This is a genomic window from Citrobacter sp. Ca225, assembly GCF_030337175.1.
GTDB lineage: Bacteria > Pseudomonadota > Gammaproteobacteria > Enterobacterales > Enterobacteriaceae > Citrobacter_A > Citrobacter_A amalonaticus.
Window position 1 is genome coordinate 100,507 of the sequence record NZ_JAOWCD010000102.1, and the last position, 19,451, is coordinate 119,957.

The 19,451-nt window shown below is 51.3% G+C and carries 20 protein-coding genes; 13 read left to right on the forward strand and 7 right to left on the reverse strand.

All coding sequences use genetic code 11. The features are described 5' to 3' along the window. Positions 1-105: 105 nt before the first annotated feature. Positions 106-342 carry a DUF1435 domain-containing protein gene (locus OGW13_RS23595; RefSeq protein ID WP_080343205.1) on the reverse strand — a complete coding sequence of 79 codons (237 nt, stop codon included), beginning with the start codon at positions 340-342 and terminating at the stop codon, positions 106-108. A 244-nt stretch (positions 343-586) separates the two neighbouring features. On the opposite strand from OGW13_RS23595, the gene OGW13_RS23600 reads away from it, so the two are divergent. After that, positions 587-1,651 carry a GGDEF domain-containing protein gene (locus OGW13_RS23600; RefSeq protein WP_042999330.1) on the forward strand — a complete coding sequence of 355 codons (1,065 nt, stop codon included), beginning with the start codon at positions 587-589 and terminating at the stop codon, positions 1,649-1,651. A gap of 112 nt (positions 1,652-1,763) precedes the next feature. Continuing rightward, positions 1,764-2,552, forward strand: coding sequence for a siderophore-iron reductase FhuF (gene fhuF, locus OGW13_RS23605; protein WP_044253918.1), 789 nt, complete (start codon positions 1,764-1,766; stop codon positions 2,550-2,552). A gap of 28 nt (positions 2,553-2,580) precedes the next feature. On the opposite strand, the gene OGW13_RS23610 is transcribed toward fhuF, so the two are convergent. Further along, positions 2,581-3,927, reverse strand: coding sequence for a PTS sugar transporter subunit IIC (locus tag OGW13_RS23610; protein ID WP_042999328.1), 1,347 nt, complete (start codon positions 3,925-3,927; stop codon positions 2,581-2,583). Positions 3,928-4,162: 235 nt separating this feature from the next. Here OGW13_RS23610 and OGW13_RS23615 point away from each other — a divergent pair, with 235 nt between their 5' ends. After that, positions 4,163-4,621, forward strand: a complete 459-nt coding sequence (locus OGW13_RS23615) for a YbaK/EbsC family protein (RefSeq protein WP_287116547.1) — start codon at positions 4,163-4,165, stop codon at positions 4,619-4,621. A gap of 26 nt (positions 4,622-4,647) precedes the next feature. Here the strand turns inward: OGW13_RS23615 and bglJ are convergent, their stop codons facing one another. The 4 genes from bglJ to pobA form a co-directional block, all read right to left on the reverse strand. Then, on the reverse strand, positions 4,648-5,280 hold the full coding sequence (gene bglJ, locus OGW13_RS23620) for a DNA-binding transcriptional activator BglJ (RefSeq protein ID WP_044253909.1): 633 nt from the start codon (positions 5,278-5,280) through the stop codon (positions 4,648-4,650). After that, positions 5,241-5,963, reverse strand: coding sequence for a helix-turn-helix transcriptional regulator (locus tag OGW13_RS23625; protein WP_044253906.1), 723 nt, complete (start codon positions 5,961-5,963; stop codon positions 5,241-5,243). Before OGW13_RS23625 ends, bglJ begins: the two co-directional genes overlap by 40 nt. A 274-nt stretch (positions 5,964-6,237) precedes the next feature. Next, entirely contained in the window at positions 6,238-7,113 is an 876-nt protein-coding gene (locus OGW13_RS23630) for a helix-turn-helix domain-containing protein (protein WP_287116566.1), read from the reverse strand. Between the two features lie 12 nt (positions 7,114-7,125). Continuing rightward, complete coding sequence (gene pobA, locus OGW13_RS23635; protein WP_042999323.1) at positions 7,126-8,313, reverse strand: 4-hydroxybenzoate 3-monooxygenase; 1,188 nt, start codon at positions 8,311-8,313, stop codon at positions 7,126-7,128. Positions 8,314-8,608: 295 nt separating this feature from the next. Here pobA and OGW13_RS23640 point away from each other — a divergent pair, with 295 nt between their 5' ends. The 6 genes from OGW13_RS23640 to opgB all read left to right on the forward strand — a co-directional run bounded on the left by OGW13_RS23640 (position 8,609) and on the right by opgB (position 14,341). Further along, positions 8,609-9,385, forward strand: a complete 777-nt coding sequence (locus tag OGW13_RS23640; protein ID WP_042999322.1) for a threonine/serine exporter family protein — start codon at positions 8,609-8,611, stop codon at positions 9,383-9,385. Further along, positions 9,376-9,849 carry a threonine/serine exporter gene (locus OGW13_RS23645; protein ID WP_042999321.1) on the forward strand — a complete coding sequence of 158 codons (474 nt, stop codon included), beginning with the start codon at positions 9,376-9,378 and terminating at the stop codon, positions 9,847-9,849. The genes OGW13_RS23640 and OGW13_RS23645 overlap by 10 nt, the downstream gene beginning before the upstream one ends. Before the next feature lie 96 nt (positions 9,850-9,945). Beyond that, positions 9,946-10,485: a primosomal protein DnaT gene (gene dnaT / locus OGW13_RS23650; protein WP_287116549.1), complete on the forward strand. Its 540-nt coding sequence runs from the start codon at positions 9,946-9,948 to the stop codon at positions 10,483-10,485. Positions 10,486-10,487: 2 nt separating this feature from the next. Then, a complete protein-coding gene (gene dnaC / locus OGW13_RS23655) occupies positions 10,488-11,225 on the forward strand; it encodes a replicative helicase loader DnaC (RefSeq protein WP_042321989.1) in 738 nt (245 codons plus the stop codon). A 60-nt stretch (positions 11,226-11,285) separates the two neighbouring features. Further along, complete coding sequence (locus OGW13_RS23660) at positions 11,286-11,777, forward strand: YjjA family protein (RefSeq protein ID WP_042999319.1); 492 nt, start codon at positions 11,286-11,288, stop codon at positions 11,775-11,777. Between the two features lie 272 nt (positions 11,778-12,049). Beyond that, complete coding sequence (gene opgB / locus OGW13_RS23665; protein WP_181627879.1) at positions 12,050-14,341, forward strand: phosphatidylglycerol--membrane-oligosaccharide glycerophosphotransferase; 2,292 nt, start codon at positions 12,050-12,052, stop codon at positions 14,339-14,341. Positions 14,342-14,398: 57 nt separating this feature from the next. On the opposite strand, the gene OGW13_RS23670 is transcribed toward opgB, so the two are convergent. Next, positions 14,399-15,421: a zinc-binding alcohol dehydrogenase family protein gene (locus tag OGW13_RS23670; RefSeq protein ID WP_104446012.1), complete on the reverse strand. Its 1,023-nt coding sequence runs from the start codon at positions 15,419-15,421 to the stop codon at positions 14,399-14,401. A gap of 139 nt (positions 15,422-15,560) precedes the next feature. On the opposite strand from OGW13_RS23670, the gene OGW13_RS23675 reads away from it, so the two are divergent. The 4 genes from OGW13_RS23675 (at position 15,561) to OGW13_RS23690 (ending at position 19,417) form a co-directional block, all read left to right on the forward strand. Beyond that, the gene (locus OGW13_RS23675) at positions 15,561-16,466 is read left to right on the forward strand and encodes a GntR family transcriptional regulator (protein ID WP_042999316.1); all 906 of its coding nucleotides are present in this window, start codon (positions 15,561-15,563) and stop codon (positions 16,464-16,466) included. A 171-nt stretch (positions 16,467-16,637) separates the two neighbouring features. Continuing rightward, positions 16,638-17,609 (forward strand): C4-dicarboxylate TRAP transporter substrate-binding protein, encoded by a 972-nt coding sequence (locus OGW13_RS23680; RefSeq protein ID WP_042999315.1) that lies wholly within the window; start codon positions 16,638-16,640, stop codon positions 17,607-17,609. 66 nt (positions 17,610-17,675) lie between these two features. After that, positions 17,676-18,149: a TRAP transporter small permease gene (locus tag OGW13_RS23685; protein ID WP_044264459.1), complete on the forward strand. Its 474-nt coding sequence runs from the start codon at positions 17,676-17,678 to the stop codon at positions 18,147-18,149. Beyond that, a complete protein-coding gene (locus tag OGW13_RS23690) occupies positions 18,146-19,417 on the forward strand; it encodes a TRAP transporter large permease (RefSeq protein ID WP_044253891.1) in 1,272 nt (423 codons plus the stop codon). Before OGW13_RS23685 ends, OGW13_RS23690 begins: the two co-directional genes overlap by 4 nt. The last annotated feature ends 34 nt before the right edge of the window (positions 19,418-19,451 follow it).

Consider the following 19,451-nt stretch of genomic DNA (forward strand, 5'->3'; position numbering starts at 1 on the left):
TGGCGGAATTGGTAGACGCGCTAGCTTCAGGTGTTAGTGTCCTTACGGACGTGGGGGTTCAAGTCCCCCCCCTCGCACCAATTATCTTACCTTCCTCTCCAAAATTCATCCCTGATTCCAGTTCATCATCACCAGCATCATTCCGCCGATCAACACAACACATGATGGTAACAATACAAAGTGCCGCAAATGTTTGTGATAAAGCATAGCCGGTGTCAGCAGTAACCCGAATACAATAATGGTCTTCCATGCCCCGAGAGAAAGATCGGCAAACGCCAGCCCGGCAATCACGATCCCCGGCAGCAAGACTCCCCATCCACTGCCCAGCGCCCGTTGCAACATGGTTTCACCTCTCATACCGATAATGATAACCAATATCATATGATAAATTTTCTCATTTGTCAGTAATCCATAGACCACTTACATGAGCTTTACTTAAGTAATGATGACACGAATTATTTAAGGTGATAAATTGCACAGCGGTAAACATAGAGACACAATAATCTGAACTTAAGCGAGCATCTTCTCGCCCATTATTTGTGTGACCTGAACAGTGTAATTGTTAGATAAATAATGACGTTAAGATATGACTGCACAATCCTGGCAAACTCTGCGCACGAAAAAATACCAACTCTCTCTGCGACTCTTTTTGTTTCTCAACGCTGTTTCCGCGTTGTTTGCCGTAGCCTTTCCGATCTTTCCCAGTAAAACCATCTCCACACCAGGATCTCTCATCCTTGTGCTGAGCACTGCGTTACTGACATGGCATGTAAAGTATGCGAAGAAGCGGATTAATCTCCATGCTATCTCGCTACTCTTTGGTGGGTTATGGGCAGCGCACATTACGCTGAAATACCTGGCTCAGCAGAATCCTGACTATTCTTTTTTACTGGTTGCACTGCTAACGGTGTTATTTATTGGCTCAATTGCTTTTGCCAATAATATCATCGCTTTCACCCTTCATTCGCTGCCATCCTTATTCGTCTGTTTATGGCTAAACGGCCACGAACATGGCCTGCAGTTACTCTTTTTTATGGCCCTGCCCATGGCCGGTATCGCGATTCAGCATGTGATTCAAAAGCGCTATGACGACTTCGCCCAGCAACTGATGTTCAAACTGCTCGCCGAAAAAGAGACACTGACTGACCTGAGCATGCTTGACCCATTAACGGGCCTGTACAATCGGCGGGGACTCCAGCATAAGCTGAAAGCCGTGCTGGAACTCGACACGCATGAGCATTACGTTTTACTGATCGACATCGACCATTTCAAAGCCTACAACGATCACTATGGGCATATGATGGGCGATCAGGCGCTGATCCGCGTTTCTGCTGCGATCCGCAACGCTGTACGTTCACGTGATGTCGTCGCCCGGTTTGGGGGGGAAGAGTTTATGGTGTTACTGACGGCGATCGACCCACAAACCGCCCGCACGGTAGCGGAACGCATCCGACAGAATGTTTACGATCTCAAAATTCCCCATATGTTCAATGAAAGCGTCGCAACTCACGTCACGATCAGTATCGGTATTGCGCCTCTGGTGGGGAGCGATGTCGAAGGGGCCATTCTTCATGCCGATCAGGCGCTCTATAAAGCTAAGGATTTGGGTCGTAACCATATTTTAGTCAGTGACGATCCGGGTATCGCCTGACGCACGATGACGCATTCGTGCGCTGTTAAACGTCAGCTGACAAAGATCTTGCTATCGGTTATCGCTATCGTTAGGATTGGCAATCATTATCATTTAGATTGCTATCCAGACTATGGCCTATCGTTCCGCACCGATCATTGACGATGTCATCTGGCGAACGCATCTCCAGCCACCGATGCCCTCGCTGGCCGAAGCCGTACGCGCAACCATAGCCCAGACGCGTGAGCATCTGCTGGATTTTATCCGTCTGGATGAACCCGCACCACAAAGTGCGATGACGCTGGCACAATGGTGTCGCCCCAGCGAGCTTCAGTCTCTGCTGGCAATTTACTCCGATCATATTTATCGCAACCATCCCACGCAGTCGCGCGAAAATAAGCCGCTAATCTCGCTGTGGGCGCAGTGGTACATCGGTCTGATGGTACCTCCCCTCATGCTAGCCCTGCTCACGCAGGAAACAGCCATTGATGTCTCGCCCGAACATATCCACGTTGAGTTTCACGAAACCGGGCGTGCTGCGTGCTTCTGGATCGACGTACATCAGGATCAACTGGCGACAACGCAATCCCCGCAGGCACGCATGGAAACGCTGGTTAAGCAGGCGCTGACGCCGGTCATCCAGGCACTAGAGGCGACCGGAGAGATCAACGGCAAACTTATCTGGAGCAATACCGGCTATCTGATTAACTGGTATCTCACTGAAATGAAACCGCTGCTGGGTGAAACATTGTTGAATACGCTGCGCCAGACCTGCTTCTTTGAAAAGCAGTTGTCCTGTGGGGCTGACAACCCGCTCTGGCGCACAGTCGTCCCTCGTGAAGGCGTCTTGGTACGCAGAACATGCTGTCAGCGTTATCGTCTGCCGGACGTTCAGCAGTGTGGTGACTGTACGCTGAAGTAGTCAGGGAGCGTTCGCCCCCTGATGATAACTACGCAATCTGCTCGTTTTCCGCGTCTGAACGTTGTGCCTCTTCCGCCTCTTGTTCCAGCAGTTGCTTCTCGTACACTTTAAAGAACGGGAAGTAGATGACGGCTGAAACGATTGCCAGAAGCACCACCAGAATTGCAGCACGATAATCCCAGCCTAATGCCCACGCGGCTCCGACTGGCGCTGGCGCAGTCCATGGCACAACCGAAATTACACGACCAATCAGATCCAGTTTCATCGCCGCCCATGCCAGCACGGCGTTCACCATCGGCGCTAACAGGAAAGGAATAAAGAACACCGGATTCATAACAATTGGCGTACCGAAAATCACCGGCTCGTTAATGTTAAAGATACTGGGTACTACGCTCAGTCGGCCTATTGAGCGCAGATGTACGGAACGACTGCGCAGATAGCAAATCACCAGCCCCATCGTCGCACCCGACCCGCCAATCACGATGAAGAACGTCCAGAATGCCTCCATGAAAATATGCGGTAACGGTGCCCCCTGCGCCAGCGCAGTCTGGTTCATACCCAGGTTGGTCAGCCAGAACATTTGCAGCATCCCGGAGACGATCGCCGCACCATGAATACCGGCAAACCACAACAGATGGCCAATCAGTACCGCCAGTAAAATCGCTGGCAGAGAATCGGCAGCGGATACCAGCGGTTTGAAGATGGACATAATGGCTTGTGGGATGAGCATGTCGAACTGTGCCTGAATCAGCAGGCTGAGTGGGTATAATGTCAACACCACCACCAGCACCGGTATCAGCAGATCGAATGAGTTTTTGATCATCGGCGGGACCTGATCGGGTAAACGAATGCCGATGTTATGCGCTTTCAGAAAGCGCATCATTTCTACGCAGTAAAGCGCCACCAGAATCGCCGTAAAAATCCCCGTTCCGCCGAGGCTGTCCACCGGCAGAGTGCCTTTTGTTTTAGGCGCGGCGACCAGTAAGAACGCCATGATAGAGAGCATGGCGCACATGAACGGGTCCAACTGATATGACTTGACGTAATGTTTGCCCAGGTTATAGGCAATGGCGGCACAGATGTAGATCGACATGATCCCCATGGTCATATCAAAGGGGGTCAGGATCTGCCCTTCAAACTGCTTCGCCAGATCCAGCCAGGTCCGGGCAAAGCCCCAGGTGGTATCGGGTGAAAACGGAGGATAGGCAAATACCAACAAAAACGATCCGACAATCATAAATGGCATCGCAGAGATAAAGCCGTCACGGATAGCCATAACATGACGCTGTGAAGAAATGCGCCCGGCAATCGGGCTGACATAGTTTTCAACAAACCGGAAAATCACATTAAAGACTGCATGGTTGGTAGATTTCATAAGTGGCTCTTTTTATGTGATACAGAGGAAGTGACAGCTCCAGTATTAATCGCTCTTTCGAGGACTGCAACCGGTTACGGTAACCGGTTTCCGTGAATGTGAAGAGGATCGAAAAATCGCCTATGTTGCTGGTTTGTTACATTAAAATATTTACAGTACTGGAAGACTTATGCCAAATTACGCCAGCAGTTTTCTGAAGCGTTGAGGACTGTAGAAATGGTGTCAGGAGAATCAAATGAGTCTGCAATCGGTACGGCAATTTTTAGCCGAATATGCCCCGGATATTGAAATCATTGAATTAAATCAAAGCACCGCGACGGTTGAGCTGGCGGCAAAAGCGCATAACGTACAGCCCGGACAGATAGCGAAGACCCTTTCGTTGAAGGTTAAGGACGCCATCATCCTGGTCGTCGCCAAAGGCGATGCAAGACTGGACAATAAAAAACTCAAAAGCACTTTCGGTGCCAAAGCCCGTATGCTGAGCAGTGATGAAGTCGTCAACGCGACAGGACATCCCGTTGGCGGGGTTTGTCCTTTCGGGCTGGAAACCCCGTTGCCTGTTTATTGTGACGTCTCTTTACGATCGTTCACCGAAGTCCTTCCGGCCGCCGGTGCCACTCATAGCGCAGTGCGTATTACGCCAGAGCGCATGGCTGAGCTGACTTCCGCCACCTGGGTTGATGTGTGCCAGTAAACATCAACCCTTTGCTTTCGCGGCGATTAAAGCAGAATATCCGCCGCATGCAGTAAACTGGCGTCAGAATTGACGCCCAGTTTCGACATCACATTAAACTTGTGCGCCCGGATGGTTTTAATATTTCGCGCCAGTTCTGTCGCGATTTGCGGCATTGAATAACCGCAGGACATGAAGCGCAAAATCTCACGCTCTGTCGGGCTCAGCATACGACTCTGATTGAGATACCAGAGATTGCTGTTACTTTCGCTGATCCGCCGCGTACCGCCTAGCGCAGTAAATAACGCCTCCTGCAGCGCGGGGAGCGAAGCGGCTTTGCTCAGTACGCCATCCAACGGTAAGGGCGACAGTGCGCTGATTAAACGCGCTTCAACATCATCATCCGCGATCACCAGGCGACGCATGCCGGGATAATTTTCAGCCAGTTCGATCAGACTCATCAACCCCACCCGCCTGTCTTTTCTGATCGAGGAGAGAGAGAAAATAATGGCAGAAAAAGCAGTCGTACCCATCGCCTGTTGAAAATCATCCAGCGTCAAATAGAGGTGTAATTTATATTGGCTATCAAACGTTGCGTTAAATAAACTCTGAATACCAATACCACTCATAACACATTTTTCTATGAGTGCGACATTTCGCGTACAGTTTCTATTTTCCATTCTGCTGTCTCTCCATATACTGAAGGTAAATTCAGCTCCCTGGCTCCCTGAGAACTGTTAATCCATGCGTACATTTCCGCATTGCTGTGTATTGATAATCGGCGCATCGCGCTATTTTTTTGGGCGCTGATGGTTTTGTTACTTTTTTTAAGCAATGCCGCAATCTGATTAATCCCCCAACCTTTCCCCAGCAGGCGCAGTACTTTTCGCTCTGATAGCGTTAAAAGAATGGCGTGAGAACCAAATTCCAGAGGTTCTAATTCTGGGGGTGACAACAGCATTTTGCTGATTCGGTCAGGGCTGCTGTGTCCCGAGCGGATAGTACTTACCAGACTCTCAATCGGTTCGACATCAGACAGCAGCGTACTGGAGGGGCGCATCAACAATTCGACCGCCTGCGCGTAATACGCGCGCGACACCATGAAAACCCAGTGGATATCACGGTATTGAGAAAGAAGTGCGTAGAATCGCTCGCAAACAGCGCGCGGGTGATGGCAGTCACCGGTTAAATCCACGATCACCAATTCCGTCCGACGCAATTGTAGTGGTGTGAGTTCTTCTACGACACTACAGATGGTGAGTTCATACTCCGGGAAATGCAGTTGCATAACCCCGTGGAGTCCCGCTTGTATCACGGGAACTTTACTGATGACAATTCCGTTTTTGCAGCATCCTGGCAACATATATCCTCCATATTCATATGCTTTTATCTTTCTGTTATTAATGAATCGCATTTGAATTAACACATACAATTATGCAATACAAAAAACAAAACAATAGACAATATGAATTGTTTATCCCTGGTATTTTAACGTTAATTCCGTAAAATGCGGTTATACAACTATCACGGGGTATAATACAAGTCGATATTGTCGATAGATACGTCGCATTCCAGAACAGGATATTAAACATTCTTATTTTATATATGAATTTTTTATTTATCCAAATTTGGACAAGCTATTTATTCTTAATATATTCCCGGTATGCCTTCGGAGACAACGCGGCGTGTTTTTTAAAGAAGCGGGAAAAATAGGTAACATCGCTGAATCCCAGATAGTCGGAGATCTGGCTTACCGTCATGCTGGTATATTGCAGGCTACGTTTGGCTTCGAGCATCAACCGCTGATGCAAAACGCTTAATGCACTGCAATGATGAAATTCACGGCATAACTGATTCAGGTAATTTGTGGAAAGCCCGATTCGATGCGCGTATTCTGCAAGGGGAAGATGTTCGCGATAGTGGCTCTCAATCTGCCGGGCAAAAAGGCGTATTGCGCTACGCCGGCGCGCCAGGGTGTCATTCGGTGGCTGAACCGGCAGACGCTGCCGACGAAGCCAGACCAGCAGCGCGCTCAGCAATGAAAATAGCATCATTTCCCGCGCCTCGTTATCCGTCTGATACTCCCTCTGCAAGGCGGAAAACAACGTGCGGATGTGGCTGCGAGACTGAGCCACCGGCACGCACTGAGGGGTAGTGAGCAATGACAACGGCTGTGGGAACTGAGACTCCAGGCGGCCAATCAGCGGTAACGCCAGAGAAAGAACGTAACCTTGCGTTCCGGGGGAAAAGCGAAAACCGTGGACACAAAGCGCAGGGACGACCTGAATACAGGCATCACGCATCACCGTCGTCTGCCCCTCGATTTCAATCGTTGCCTCCCCCCGATGCAAGTAGAGCAACTGGACGATCTCCGCATGCTGATGCACCCGAATATGCCACTCATATAAACTGCTGCGCTGATGAATTGATTCGCAGTGCAGCAGGTCGGGAGTGGGCCATCCCTGGTGTTCACCATACAATTTAAAAACAGGGACAATGTCAGCCGGTGGCATCATTTTTCCTCATTACTCACCAATCTTTTCGTAAGGCAGTCCGACATAGTTCTCCGCGATTGTCGTCAGTCCCGCTTGCGAGCCCAGATAGTACTGACGGTCCGCCTCCTGCATCTTGCGATCAAAATCGCTCTTTCCCTGAAAATCATGCAGCAGATGGGTCATAAACCAGCTGAAACGCTCCCCCTTCCATACCCGGTTCAGGGCCAGTCGGGAATAGGTCGCCAGCAGGTCGTTACGCCCGTGCTGATAGTACTGCGTCAAAATACGCCATAAATAATTCACATCAGACGCGGCCAGATTCAGTCCCTTTGCACCGGTCGGCGGCACGATATGCGCCGCATCACCAACCAGAAAGAGCTTGCCATATTGCATCGGTTCCACCACGTAGCTACGTAATGGCGCGATACTCTTTTCAAGTGAGTGACCAGTCACTAACTTCATGGCCAGTTCATCAGGCAGACGCCGTTTCAGCTCGCCCCAGAAACGTTCATCGCTCCAGGAGTCCACCTGCTCGCTGAGCGGGACCTGCAAATAGTAGCGACTTCGTGTTAGTGAGCGCTGACTACAAAGTACAAATCCGCGCTCATGATGCGCATAAATCAACTCCGGATTGACTGGCGGCGTATCGGCCAGCAGCCCCAGCCAACCAAACGGCCAGATGCTTTCGTATTCGCGAATGACATCACGCGGAATACTTTGTCGGGAAACGCCGTGGAATCCATCACACCCGGCAATGAAGTCGCACTCAATGCGGCACTTCTCCCCTTCTTTCTCAAACGTGACAAAAGGACGGTCACTTTTAGCATCGTGAATGTCTACCTGCTGAACGCCATAAATCGTAGGCGCACCACAGTCGCTACGCGCTTGCATCAGGTCCCGTGTGACTTCCGTTTGTCCGTAGACCATCACGCTTTTGCCGCCGGTCAATTCACTCAGCGCGACGGGAATGCGTTTGCCATCAAAAATAAACTCAACGCCATGATGTACGAGACCTTCGCTGTCCATGCGCTGCGCCACACCAGCTTCCCGCAAAAGCGAAACCGTCCCACTCTCGAGGATCCCCGCCCGGATGCGCCCCAGCACATACTCCGGCGTCTGACGTTCAATGATGAGTGTGCGGATCCCCACCTTATGCAGTAGTTGTCCCAGTAGCAGGCCGGAAGGTCCTGCCCCAATAATTGCGACCTGAGTTTTCATCACATTCCTCATCTGCATCGTTGATTATTTGTTTAATCAATGTTGAATAAAAGTTTCAAATTGCATTTTTGATAAGCAGACACAGAAAAAGAAGGGCTAAATGCGGTTAAAAATTGCACTTTTCACCGATTTAGCAAAACTGTGGCGCAGTTCAAATTCCGGCCACCGTAGAGCGGGTTCTTTTTTCAACAGAAAGATTGATCTCAGCCGGAGCCAAAAAACGCGCACTTCGTGATACAAAGATGTCTTTCGTCATTCGACAGTACGTAACGCGTCTTTTCAGCCAGGGCGAGTCATGCAAGAAGAGCAGTCATTACAGCGAACGGTTACACGGTTATGCATTCAGTGTGGGCTTTTTTTACTGCAACACGGCGCGGAGAGCGCGTTGGTTGATGAACTCTCTACCCGACTTGGACTGGCATTGGGGATGGACAGCGTCGAAAGCGCTATCTCCTCCAATGCTATCGTTCTGACCACTATTAAAGATGGGCAATGCCTGACCTCCACGCGAAAAAACCAGGATCGCGGCATTAATATGCACGTGGTCACTGAGGTTCAGCACATTGTCATTCTCGCCGAACACAAGCTGCTGGATTACAAAGGCGTCGAGAAGCGTTTCAGCCAGGTCAGACCCCTGCGCTATCCGCGCTGGCTGGTCGCGTTGATGGTCGGCCTCTCCTGCGCCTGCTTCTGTAAGCTGAATAACGGCGGTTGGGACGGCGCGGTGATTACCTTTTTTGCCAGCATGGTGGCGATGTATATTCGTCAAATCCTGGCGCATCGCCATTTGCATCCACAGATCAACTTTTGCGTCACGGCTTTTGTCGCGACCACCATTTCCGGTCTGATGTTACACCTTCCCGCCTTTAGCCAGACGCCCACGGTGGCGATGGCCGCCAGCGTCCTGCTGCTGGTTCCCGGTTTTCCGCTGATCAACGCGGTGGCGGATATGTTTAAAGGACACATCAATACCGGCCTGGCGCGCTGGGCGATCGCCAGCTTGCTGACGCTCGCAACCTGCGTGGGCGTGGTCATGGCGCTGACACTTTGGGGGCTTCGCGGATGGGTATAATCGATTTCATTCTCGCGCTGATGCAGGACATGCTGCTTTCCGCGATCCCGGCACTGGGGTTTGCGATGGTCTTTAACGTCCCCCACCGCGCCCTGCCCTGGTGCGCGCTGCTCGGTGCGCTCGGTCACGGTTCGCGTATGGTGATGATGACCGCCGGGTTTAATATTGAATGGTCAACGTTTGTTGCCTCGCTGCTTGTCGGCAGCATCGGCATCCAATGGTCGCGCTGGTATCTGGCGCATCCCAAAGTGTTTACCGTTGCGGCGGTGATCCCGATGTTCCCCGGAATTTCAGCCTACACGGCAATGATCTCTGCGGTGAAAATCGGCCACTTCGGCTACAGCGAACCGTTGATGATTACGCTGCTGACCAATTTCCTGAAAGCCTCGTCGATTGTGGGCGCGCTTTCGATCGGACTCTCCGTGCCCGGCCTGTGGCTCTACCGAAAACGCCCACGCGTTTAATCGCCGCGGCAGGCGCATCCCTGCCGCTCCTCCTCATCGGTGTGTTACTATAGAAGCAGTGTCCCTTCTCGGTTGTAGTCGGTATTGAGAAACGTTATGTCATCCAGAATTTTGACCCCGGACGTCATTGGTATTGACGCCTTATTACACGATCACCAGACGGTGCTGGCGAAGTCTGAAGCTGGTGCGGTAGCGGTGTTTGCCAATAACGCTCCGGCCTTTTATGCGCTGACCCCCGCACGCCTGGCGCAACTGCTGGCGCTCGAAGAAAAGCTCGCCCGTCCTGGGAGCGATGTGACGCTGGATGCACAATTTTATGAAGAACCGCAACCGGTGCCGGTCGCCGTACCGCTGGGGAAATTCGCCATGTATCCCGCCTGGCAGCCGGATGCCGACTTTCAGCGTCAGGCCGCACTGTGGGGCGTGGCGTTAAGAGAGCCGGTCACCACCGAAGAGCTGGCCTCGTTCGTCGCCTACTGGCAAGCGGAAGGCAAAGTGTTTCATCACGTGCAGTGGCAACAAAAACTGGCGCGCAGCGTCCAGATCGGCCGCGCGAGCAACGGCGGCTTGCCGAAGCGTGATGTGAATACGGTCAACGAACCAGATAATCAAATTCCACCGGGCTTTAGAGGTTAACCATGAAAAACGTTGGCGATCTGATGAAACGTCTGCAAAAAATGATGCCCGCCCATATCGAACCGGCGTTTAAAACGGGTGAAGAGCTACTGGCATGGCAGAAAGAGCAAGGTGAAATTCGCGCCGCCGCACTGGCTCGCGAAAATCGGGCGATGAAAATGCAGCGCACTTTTAACCGTTCCGGCATCCGTCCGTTACATCAAAACTGCTCTTTCGATAACTATCATGTGGAATGCGAAGGCCAGATGAATGCGCTAAGCAAAGCGCGTCAGTACGTGGAAGAGTTCGACGGCAATATCGCCAGTTTTATCTTCTCAGGCAAACCGGGAACGGGGAAAAACCACCTCGCCGCGGCAATCTGCAACGAGCTGCTGCTGCGCGGAAAGTCGGTACTGATAATCACCGTGGCGGACATCATGTCGGCGATGAAAGAGACGTTCAGCAATCGCCAAACCAGTGAAGAGCAGTTGCTCAACGATTTGAGCAATGTTGATCTGCTGGTCATTGATGAGATCGGCGTGCAAACCGAATCGCGCTATGAAAAAGTGATCATCAACCAGATCGTCGATCGTCGTTCCTCTTCAAAACGCCCGACCGGCATGCTCACTAACAGTAACATGGAAGAAATGACCAAACTGCTGGGTGAACGCGTGATGGATCGCATGCGACTGGGCAATAGCCTGTGGGTGATCTTCAACTGGGACAGTTTTCGCAGTCGGGTAACCGGCAAAGAGTATTAAGACCATTCTTAGACTGAGCGGCGCTATACTCCGACCAGGGTTTATACACGAGTAATCACAATGAAAACGACAAAACGTTTGCTGTGCTGCGTAATCGCGGCCAGTGCCTGCTTCGCCGCCAATACTTTCGCCGCCTCCTGGCAAGACTCGCTCTCCAGCGCCGCCAGCGAACTGAGCAAGCAGAGTACCACCTCATCGCAAAGCGGCACCTCGCTCTCTTCCCTGACCAGCCTGCTGAACGGCGGCAACCAGGCGCTGAGTGCGAACAATATGAATAACGCCGCCGGGATTTTGCAATACTGCGCGAAGCAGAAGCTGGCGTCCGTTACCGATGCGGAAAATGTGAAAAATCAGGTACTGGATAAGCTTGGCCTCGGCGCTACCGAGCAAAAGCAGGACACCAACTATCTGGACGGCATTCAGGGTCTGCTCAATACCAAAGACGGTCAGCAGCTTAACCTGAACAATATCGGCAGCACGCCGCTCGCAGAAAAAGTGAAAACCAAAGCCTGCGACCTGGTACTCAAACAGGGTATGAACTTTATTTCCTGATCCCCGACGCCGCGTTTTGGTCGTTTTCCGCCAGTCGCGGCGCTTCTCCCCCCTTTTCGCCCTTCTTTCATGCTCATCCCAGGCATGGAGGGAAGTGACGGCGATCAAAAAAGCCTCTTTCTAAACCAATTCTGAATAACAAGGTAATTAAATGTCACTAGAATTGCAGCTAAGTGACAACCCCATTACATTGTACTTTCTGTAAACGCTAATCTGCCAGTCGAAGGCCTGGTTTAAAGCCTAATCACAAGGCTATTTGTGAGGATCGTCCGTTGTCTGAGTTACTCTCCATCGCGCTGTTTCTTGCCTCTGTATTGATTTATGCCTGCAAAGCGGGTCGCAACACCTGGTGGTTTATCGCTACCCTGACGGTGCTGGGACTTTTTGTGATTCTGAATATCACGCTCTTCGCCAGCGACTATTTCACCGGTGATGGAATTAACGATGCCGTACTCTACACGTTGACGAACAGTCTGACAGGGGCCGGTGTCGGCAAATACATTCTGCCGGGCATCGGCATTGCATTAGCGCTTGTGGTGGTCTTTGGCACGCTGGGCTGGGTGCTGCGTCGTCGTCGCCATCATCCCCACCATTTTGGTTACAGCCTGCTGGCACTGCTGTTGGCGCTGGGCTCCGTCGATGCCAGCCCGGCATTTCGTCAGATAAGCGAGCTGGTTAAATCTCAAACCCGCGAGGGCGATCCCGATTTCGCGGCCTACTATAAAGAACCGGCGAAAAGCATCCCCAATCCGAAACTGAATCTGGTGTACATCTACGGTGAAAGCCTGGAGCGTACCTATTTCGACAATGAGGCCTTCCCGGAACTCACCCCGGAACTCGGCGCGTTGAAAAACGAAGGCATGGATTTCAGCCATACCCAGCAGTTACCGGGTACAGACTACACCATCGCCGGAATGGTCGCTTCCCAGTGCGGCATTCCCCTGTTCGCGCCGTTTGAAGGCAACGCGTCAGCGTCAGTCTCCAGCTTCTTCCCGCAAAATATCTGCCTCGGGGATATCCTGAAAAACTCCGGCTATCAAAACCACTTTGTGCAAGGGGCAAACCTGCGTTTTGCCGGGAAAGACGTGTTCCTGAAGTCCCACGGCTTCGATTATCTGTATGGCGCCGAAGAGTTAAAAAGCGTCGTCGCCGATCCGAATTACCGCAATGACTGGGGCTTCTATGACGATACGGTACTGGATGAAGCGTGGAAGAAGTTCGAAGAGCTCTCCCGTTCCGGCCAGCGTTTTTCGTTGTTTACCCTGACCGTCGATACCCATCATCCGGACGGCTTTATCTCACGTGCCTGTCAGCGAAAACGCTATGATTTCGACGGTAAACCTAACCAGTCTTTTAGCGCCGTCAGCTGTAGCCAGGAAAATATCGCGGCATTTATCAATAAAATCAAAGCATCACCGTGGTTTAAAGATACGGTGATCGTGGTCTCTTCGGACCATCTGGCGATGAACAACAGCGCATGGAAATACCTGAACAAACAGGACCGCAACAATCTGTTTTTCGTGATTCGTGGCGACAAGCCTCAGCAGGAGACGCTGGCGGTCAAACGTAACACCATGGATAACGGCGCCACGGTGCTGGATATTCTCGGCGGCGATAACTTTATTGGCCTGGGGCGTAGTAGCCTGTCAGGTCAGTCGATGTCGGAAGTGTTCCTCAACAGCAAAGAAAAGATCCTCGCCATGAAGCCGGACATCATTCGCCTGTGGAACTTCCCGAAAGAGATGAAAGATTTCACCGTCGACCGGGATAAAAATATGATCGCCTTCTCCGGCAGCCATTTCCGTCTGCCGCTGCTGCTGCGGGTGTCGGATAAGCGCGTCGAGCCACTGCCGGAAAGTGAATACTCCGCTCCGCTGCGCTACCAGCTTGCCGACTTTGCCCCACGCGATAACTTCGTCTGGGTCGATCGCTGCTACAAGATGGGCCAGTTGTGGTCACCGGAACTGGCGCTCTCAACCGACTGGTGTGTCTCGCAGGGGCAGCTTGGCGGCGAGCAAATCGTCCAGCATGTTGATAAAGCGCAGTGGAAAGGTAGGACGGCCTTTAAAGACACAATGATCGACATGGAACGCTATAAAGGCAACGTCGATACCCTGAAAATTGTCGACAACGACATCCGCTATAAAGCCGACAGCTTTATCTTCAACGTGGCAGGCGCGCCGGAAGAGGTGAAGCAGTTCAGCGGGATTTCTCGTCCGGAATCCTGGGGACGCTGGTCTAACGCGCAACTGGCAGAAGAAGTGAAGATCGAGTACAAACAGCCGCTGCCGAAAAAATTCGATCTGGTGATCACCGCGAAAGCCTTCGGCGACAATGCGAATCGCCCCATTCCGGTGCGCGTAGGCAAGGAAGAGCAGACGCTGGTGCTAGGTCACGATGTCACCACCACCACGCTGCATTTCGACAACCCGACAGAGGCCGATACGCTGGTGATTGTCCCGCCCGATCCGGTCCCGACCAACGAAGGCAACATCCTCGGTCACTCACCGCGTAAGCTGGGGATCGGAATGGTTGAAATCAAAGTGGTCAGCGCTCAGGGCTGACCACCGACAATAAAAAAAACAGCGCCCAACACCACTCCGGGCGCTGCATGGCAATCGTCAGAACGTAATCACTCCTTTGATCAACGCCCGGTTGTTAATCACATCCTGTTCGAAGATCTCCGCAAGCTGGCTGAACGGATAGCGATGCGTAAGCATCATTTCAGCGCTCAGTTTGCCTTCTGCCATCAGTCGTCCCACTTTCGCAAAATCCTCCGGCGTGGCGTTACGACTGCCCATCATGGTGGTCTCTTTCTTGTGAAATTCCGGGTCAGAGAACTGCAAGTCGCCTTTAAACAGCCCGACAAAAACGATGGTGCCGCCGTGGCGGATCAAGTTAACGCTATTGTTCATGGCATGCGGGTTCCCCGTCGCATCGAGCACTTTCTGCGCCAGTGAACCGCCAAACAGCGCGCGCAGTTGAGCCTCAAAATCTGCCGCAGAGGGATCCACTACCGGCAGGTCAAGACGAGAAGCAACGTGTTCGCGACGTGCAGCGCTGGTATCGGCCACCACCACCTGCGCCCCTTCTGCTTTGGCAATGGCCGCCGCGCCGATCCCAATCGGTCCGGCTCCAACGACCAATACCTGCTCACCGGGGGCGATAGCGGCACGGCGTATCGCATGCGCGCTAATCGCGTAAGGCTCGATCAACGCCGCAGCCTGAGGATCAATCCTCTCCGCCAACAGCAGATTGGTCGCCGGCACGCTGAGATACTCGCTAAACCCCCCGTCCTGATGCACGCCGATCACCGAGATCTTCTCGCAGCAGTTCGTTCGTCCTCCCAGGCACGCCGGACACTGCTGACAGGCGACATACGGGATCACCGCTACCTGTTGACCCACTTTAAACTGCGTCACCTTCTCGCCGAGCGTCACAATATCCCCACATATTTCATGGCCTAACACGCGCGGATAACTAAAAAAAGGTTGATTACCTCCCCAGGCATGAATATCGGTTCCGCAAATACCGACAGACTTAATTTTAATTAGCGCTTCCTGTTTATCCGGAATTGGAATTGCGCGTTTCTCATGAATTAATTTTTTGGGTTCCTGGCAAATCAACATATTCATTGTGGACATCGTTATGCGCTCCTGTTTCTTTGTTGCTTCAGATATTGATGAAAATAGAAATAGCCGCGTAACGAGAAAGCTAATTTGTGAAACTCTGCGCATTAAAATGTTTTAAATCGGGTTTTAATGCAGTCAAAAGGAGATCCCGATGAGCCGTTCGCAAAATTTACGTCACAATGTTATTAACCAGGTGATCGATGATATGGCTCGCGGCCACCTTCCTTCACCGTTGCCGTCGCAAAGCGCCTTAGCTGAGATGTACAACATCAGCCGTACCACCGTGCGCCACATGCTGAACCACCTCAGCGAGTGCGGCGTGCTGACTCTGGTCGGCAACGACCACGTCATTACCCGAAGCCCCGAACATGATGATGGTTTTGCCTGTACCACCGCCTCCATGGCCGAGCAGAACCGTATTTTTGAGCAGGCGTTTTATACGATGATTAACCAACGCCAGCTTCGCGCTGGCGAGACGTTCTCTGAACTTCAACTGGCCAGAGCGGCTGGGGTCAGCCCGGTGGTGGTACGAGAATACCTTTTAAAATTTGGACGTTACGATCTCATCCAGAGCGAGAAACGCGGCCAATGGAGCATGAAAAAGTTCGATCAGTCCTATGCAGAACAGCTTTTTGAGCTGCGTGAGATGCTGGAAACCCATGCGCTACAGCATTTTCTCAATCTGCCGGATGACGATCCGCGCTGGCTGCAGGCCAAAATGCTGTTGGAACGCCACCGTACGCTGCGCGACAGCGTCGGCAGCGACTTCCGTATGTTCTCCCTGCTGGACCGTGATTTTCACGCACTGCTGCTCTCCGCTGCCGATAATATATTTTTCAATCAATCACTTGAGATTATTTCAGTAATCTTCCATTTCCATTACCAGTGGGATGAGCGCGATCTTAAACAACGCAATATCATCGCCATTGATGAGCACATGACCATCCTCAGCGCGCTGATTTGCCGCAGCGATCTCGATGCGCTTCTTGCACTGCGTAACCACCTGAATACGGCGAAGCAATCGATGATTCGCTCTATTCGACAAGAAAACGAGTAAATTAAAAACACATTAAAAACAACAAACCTTTAGCAAGAGCACGATTTCATACAACGCATACAGCACCATGATGACTTTCTGCTTACTTTCTGATTAGGCAGGATTCACTCTGAATTTTTTCGCCAGTAAAAAAGTTGGTTTTATTCGTTGACCCCTGGGAGCAAGTAGAAAATGAACAAGATAATAGCCGTGCTGATTACTGTTTGTACTTTTTTTCTGCCATTCACCATTCAGGCTAAACCGCTTTCTATTAAAGTCGCATATGAGAATAATCCAGGCGAGCCATTAGATGTGGTGATGCGCTACTGGGCTGACATTCTGAATAAAAAAAGTAATGGAGAAATAACCCTGGTTCTCTATCCCAGCTCACAGCTAGGGTCAAAACAAGATGTGACTGAACAAGCCATGATGGGAATGAACGTCATCACGCTCACCGACGTGGCTTTCCTTGCCGATTATGAACCTGATTTAGGTATTTTGTTTGGACCTTATCTGACTGACGATCCGCAAAAACTCTTCAAAATCTATGAGAGCGACTGGTTCCGTCAAAAAAATGAAGACCTGAAGAAAAAAGGGATTCATGTGGTGATGAACAATTATCTGTACGGCACCCGTCAGATTATTTCTAAAAAACCGATTCGCAAAGTGGAAGATCTGGCGGGGATGAAAATCCGCGTACCAAATAATGTCATGCAAATTAAAGCCATTCAGGCAATGGGCGCCACGCCAACCCCTATGCCGCTGGGTGAAGTTTACCCTGCACTGACTCAGGGCGTTATTGATGGCGTTGAAAACCCGATTTCTGTTCTGCAAGGACAAAAACTGTTTGAGCAGGCGAAATATCTGTCGATGGTCAATTACCTGACCAACACCTCGGTATGGATTGGTGGCGAAGCCTTTTTCAGTACGCTCTCTCCTGAGCAGCTGGAATTGATTCACTCAACGGGTTATGAAGCGGGTCTCTATAGCCAAAAATTAACGATTGAACGCGACGCCGAAATGCTGAAGGCCATGGAAGCGGAAGGCGTCGAAGTAATTTACCCGGATACTGAAGCATTCCGCCAGAAAGCTCGCGACGTGTACACGCAATTCCCGGAGTGGACGCCGGGTTTGTATGAAACCATTCAACAGCAACTGCAATAAATACAGGCCCAGATCGCCCTAAACCTTTTTCTCTCAAGGCCAGGGCGACTCTCTGAAGGAGGATTAATGCGTTTCTTTGGCAAGCTTGTAGAACTGAGCGCAGCACTGGCACTGTTTATCCTGGTGATAATGACCATTGCCGCCGTATTCATGCGCTATTTTGTCGGACAGCCCATTCAATGGACCGAGGAAATGTCCGGACTGCTGATGATTTGGGTAGTGATGTTGGGGGGCGTGGTGGCTGAGCGCGACCGGGCGCATCTGACGATTCCTTTTGTCGTCGATATGCTCCCGCATAAAATCAAACGCATTATTGCCTCGCTGGTTGCCGTGCTGTCCATCGGATTGCTGGTTTATATGGCCTGGCTGGGTTATCGACTGGCGGAAATGGCGCAGTACAAGGTCACGCAAATCTTAAAAGTGTCCTGGTTCTGGATTGATGTCGCCGTTCCGGTCGGTACCCTGGCAACGGCAGCGTACACGCTCTACTGGTTAATTAATGACATTAAACAGGCCGATGTCGGTGAGGAAAAACAATGAGCTGGTTATTAATTATTCCACTAATGATCGTGTGCTTATTTCTGAATATTCGTGTTTATCTGGCAATGTTTATCGGCATTATTGCCTATTTCCTCTTCTTTTCCACGGTTCCGATTGAAATTGCGGTTCAGCGGTTGATTGCGCCAACCCAAAGCCCATCCCTGCTGGCAATACCCTTCTTTATCTTGTTGGGTACGCTGATGAGTTATACCGGTATTGCAGAACGTATCCTGCAGGTGGCGAATATTCTGGTCGGTAAAATGCGGGGCGGACTCGGTGTCGCTAATATTCTGGTCAGTACCATGATGGGAGGGGTCAGCGCCTCAAACCTGGCCGACGCTGCGATGCTGTCACGCATGATGGTCCCCGAGATGGAGCGTAAAGGCTACAACCGCGCCTTTGCAGCGGCGATCACCGCCGGGGGATCGCTTGTCACCCCGATTATCCCACCGGGAATTGCCCTGATTATTTATGGGCTGGTGGCAGACGTCTCCATCGGAAAAATGTTCATGGCTGGTCTGATTCCGGGTCTGCTCTGTGCGGTGTTGTTAATGTTTACGGTTTATCTGGTTGCCCGTAAAACCAACGCTAAGCCCTCACGCGACACCTGGCCTACCGGTAAGGAAGCGCTCTTCTCGCTTGGGCAGGCATGGCCCGCTCTGTTTTTGATTTTTGCCGTCGTCGGGGGGATTCGCGCCAACATCTTCACCCCAACAGAAGCCGGTGCGGCAGCGGTGCTCATCGTGTTGATTATCGGTTTCTTCATTTATCGTCAAATGACTCTCGGCCATGTCGTGAAAGCGCTGGGAGAAACGGCACGGGCAACGGCATCGGTCATGTTAGTCATCATGGCAAGTGCCGCGCTCGGTTGGATCTTCTCAATGGAACATGCTGGCGTCGCGGTGGCGAACTTTGTCACGACGCTGACAGAAAACAAATACATATTCCTGTTAATTATCAATATTCTTTTGCTAACACTGGGGATGTTTCTTGAAGGGAATGCCATTCTGCTGATTCTGGTTCCCTTGCTTAAACCTGTCGTGGCGCATTTTGGAATCGACCCGGTACACTTCGGTATCATCATGATTTTCAACCTTTCTATTGGCGCCTTCACGCCGCCGGTTGGCACCGTCATGTTACTGGTCTGCAATATTACGCAGGTTTCTGTCGGACAGTTTTTCCGCCAGTCTCTACCGTTACTGGGTACCTTGTTACTCATGCTGATGTTGGTGACCTACATACCGGCTATTTCGTTATTTCTCGTCTAACCTGTTAACCCCAAAGTGTCCCCGCTCGCGGGGA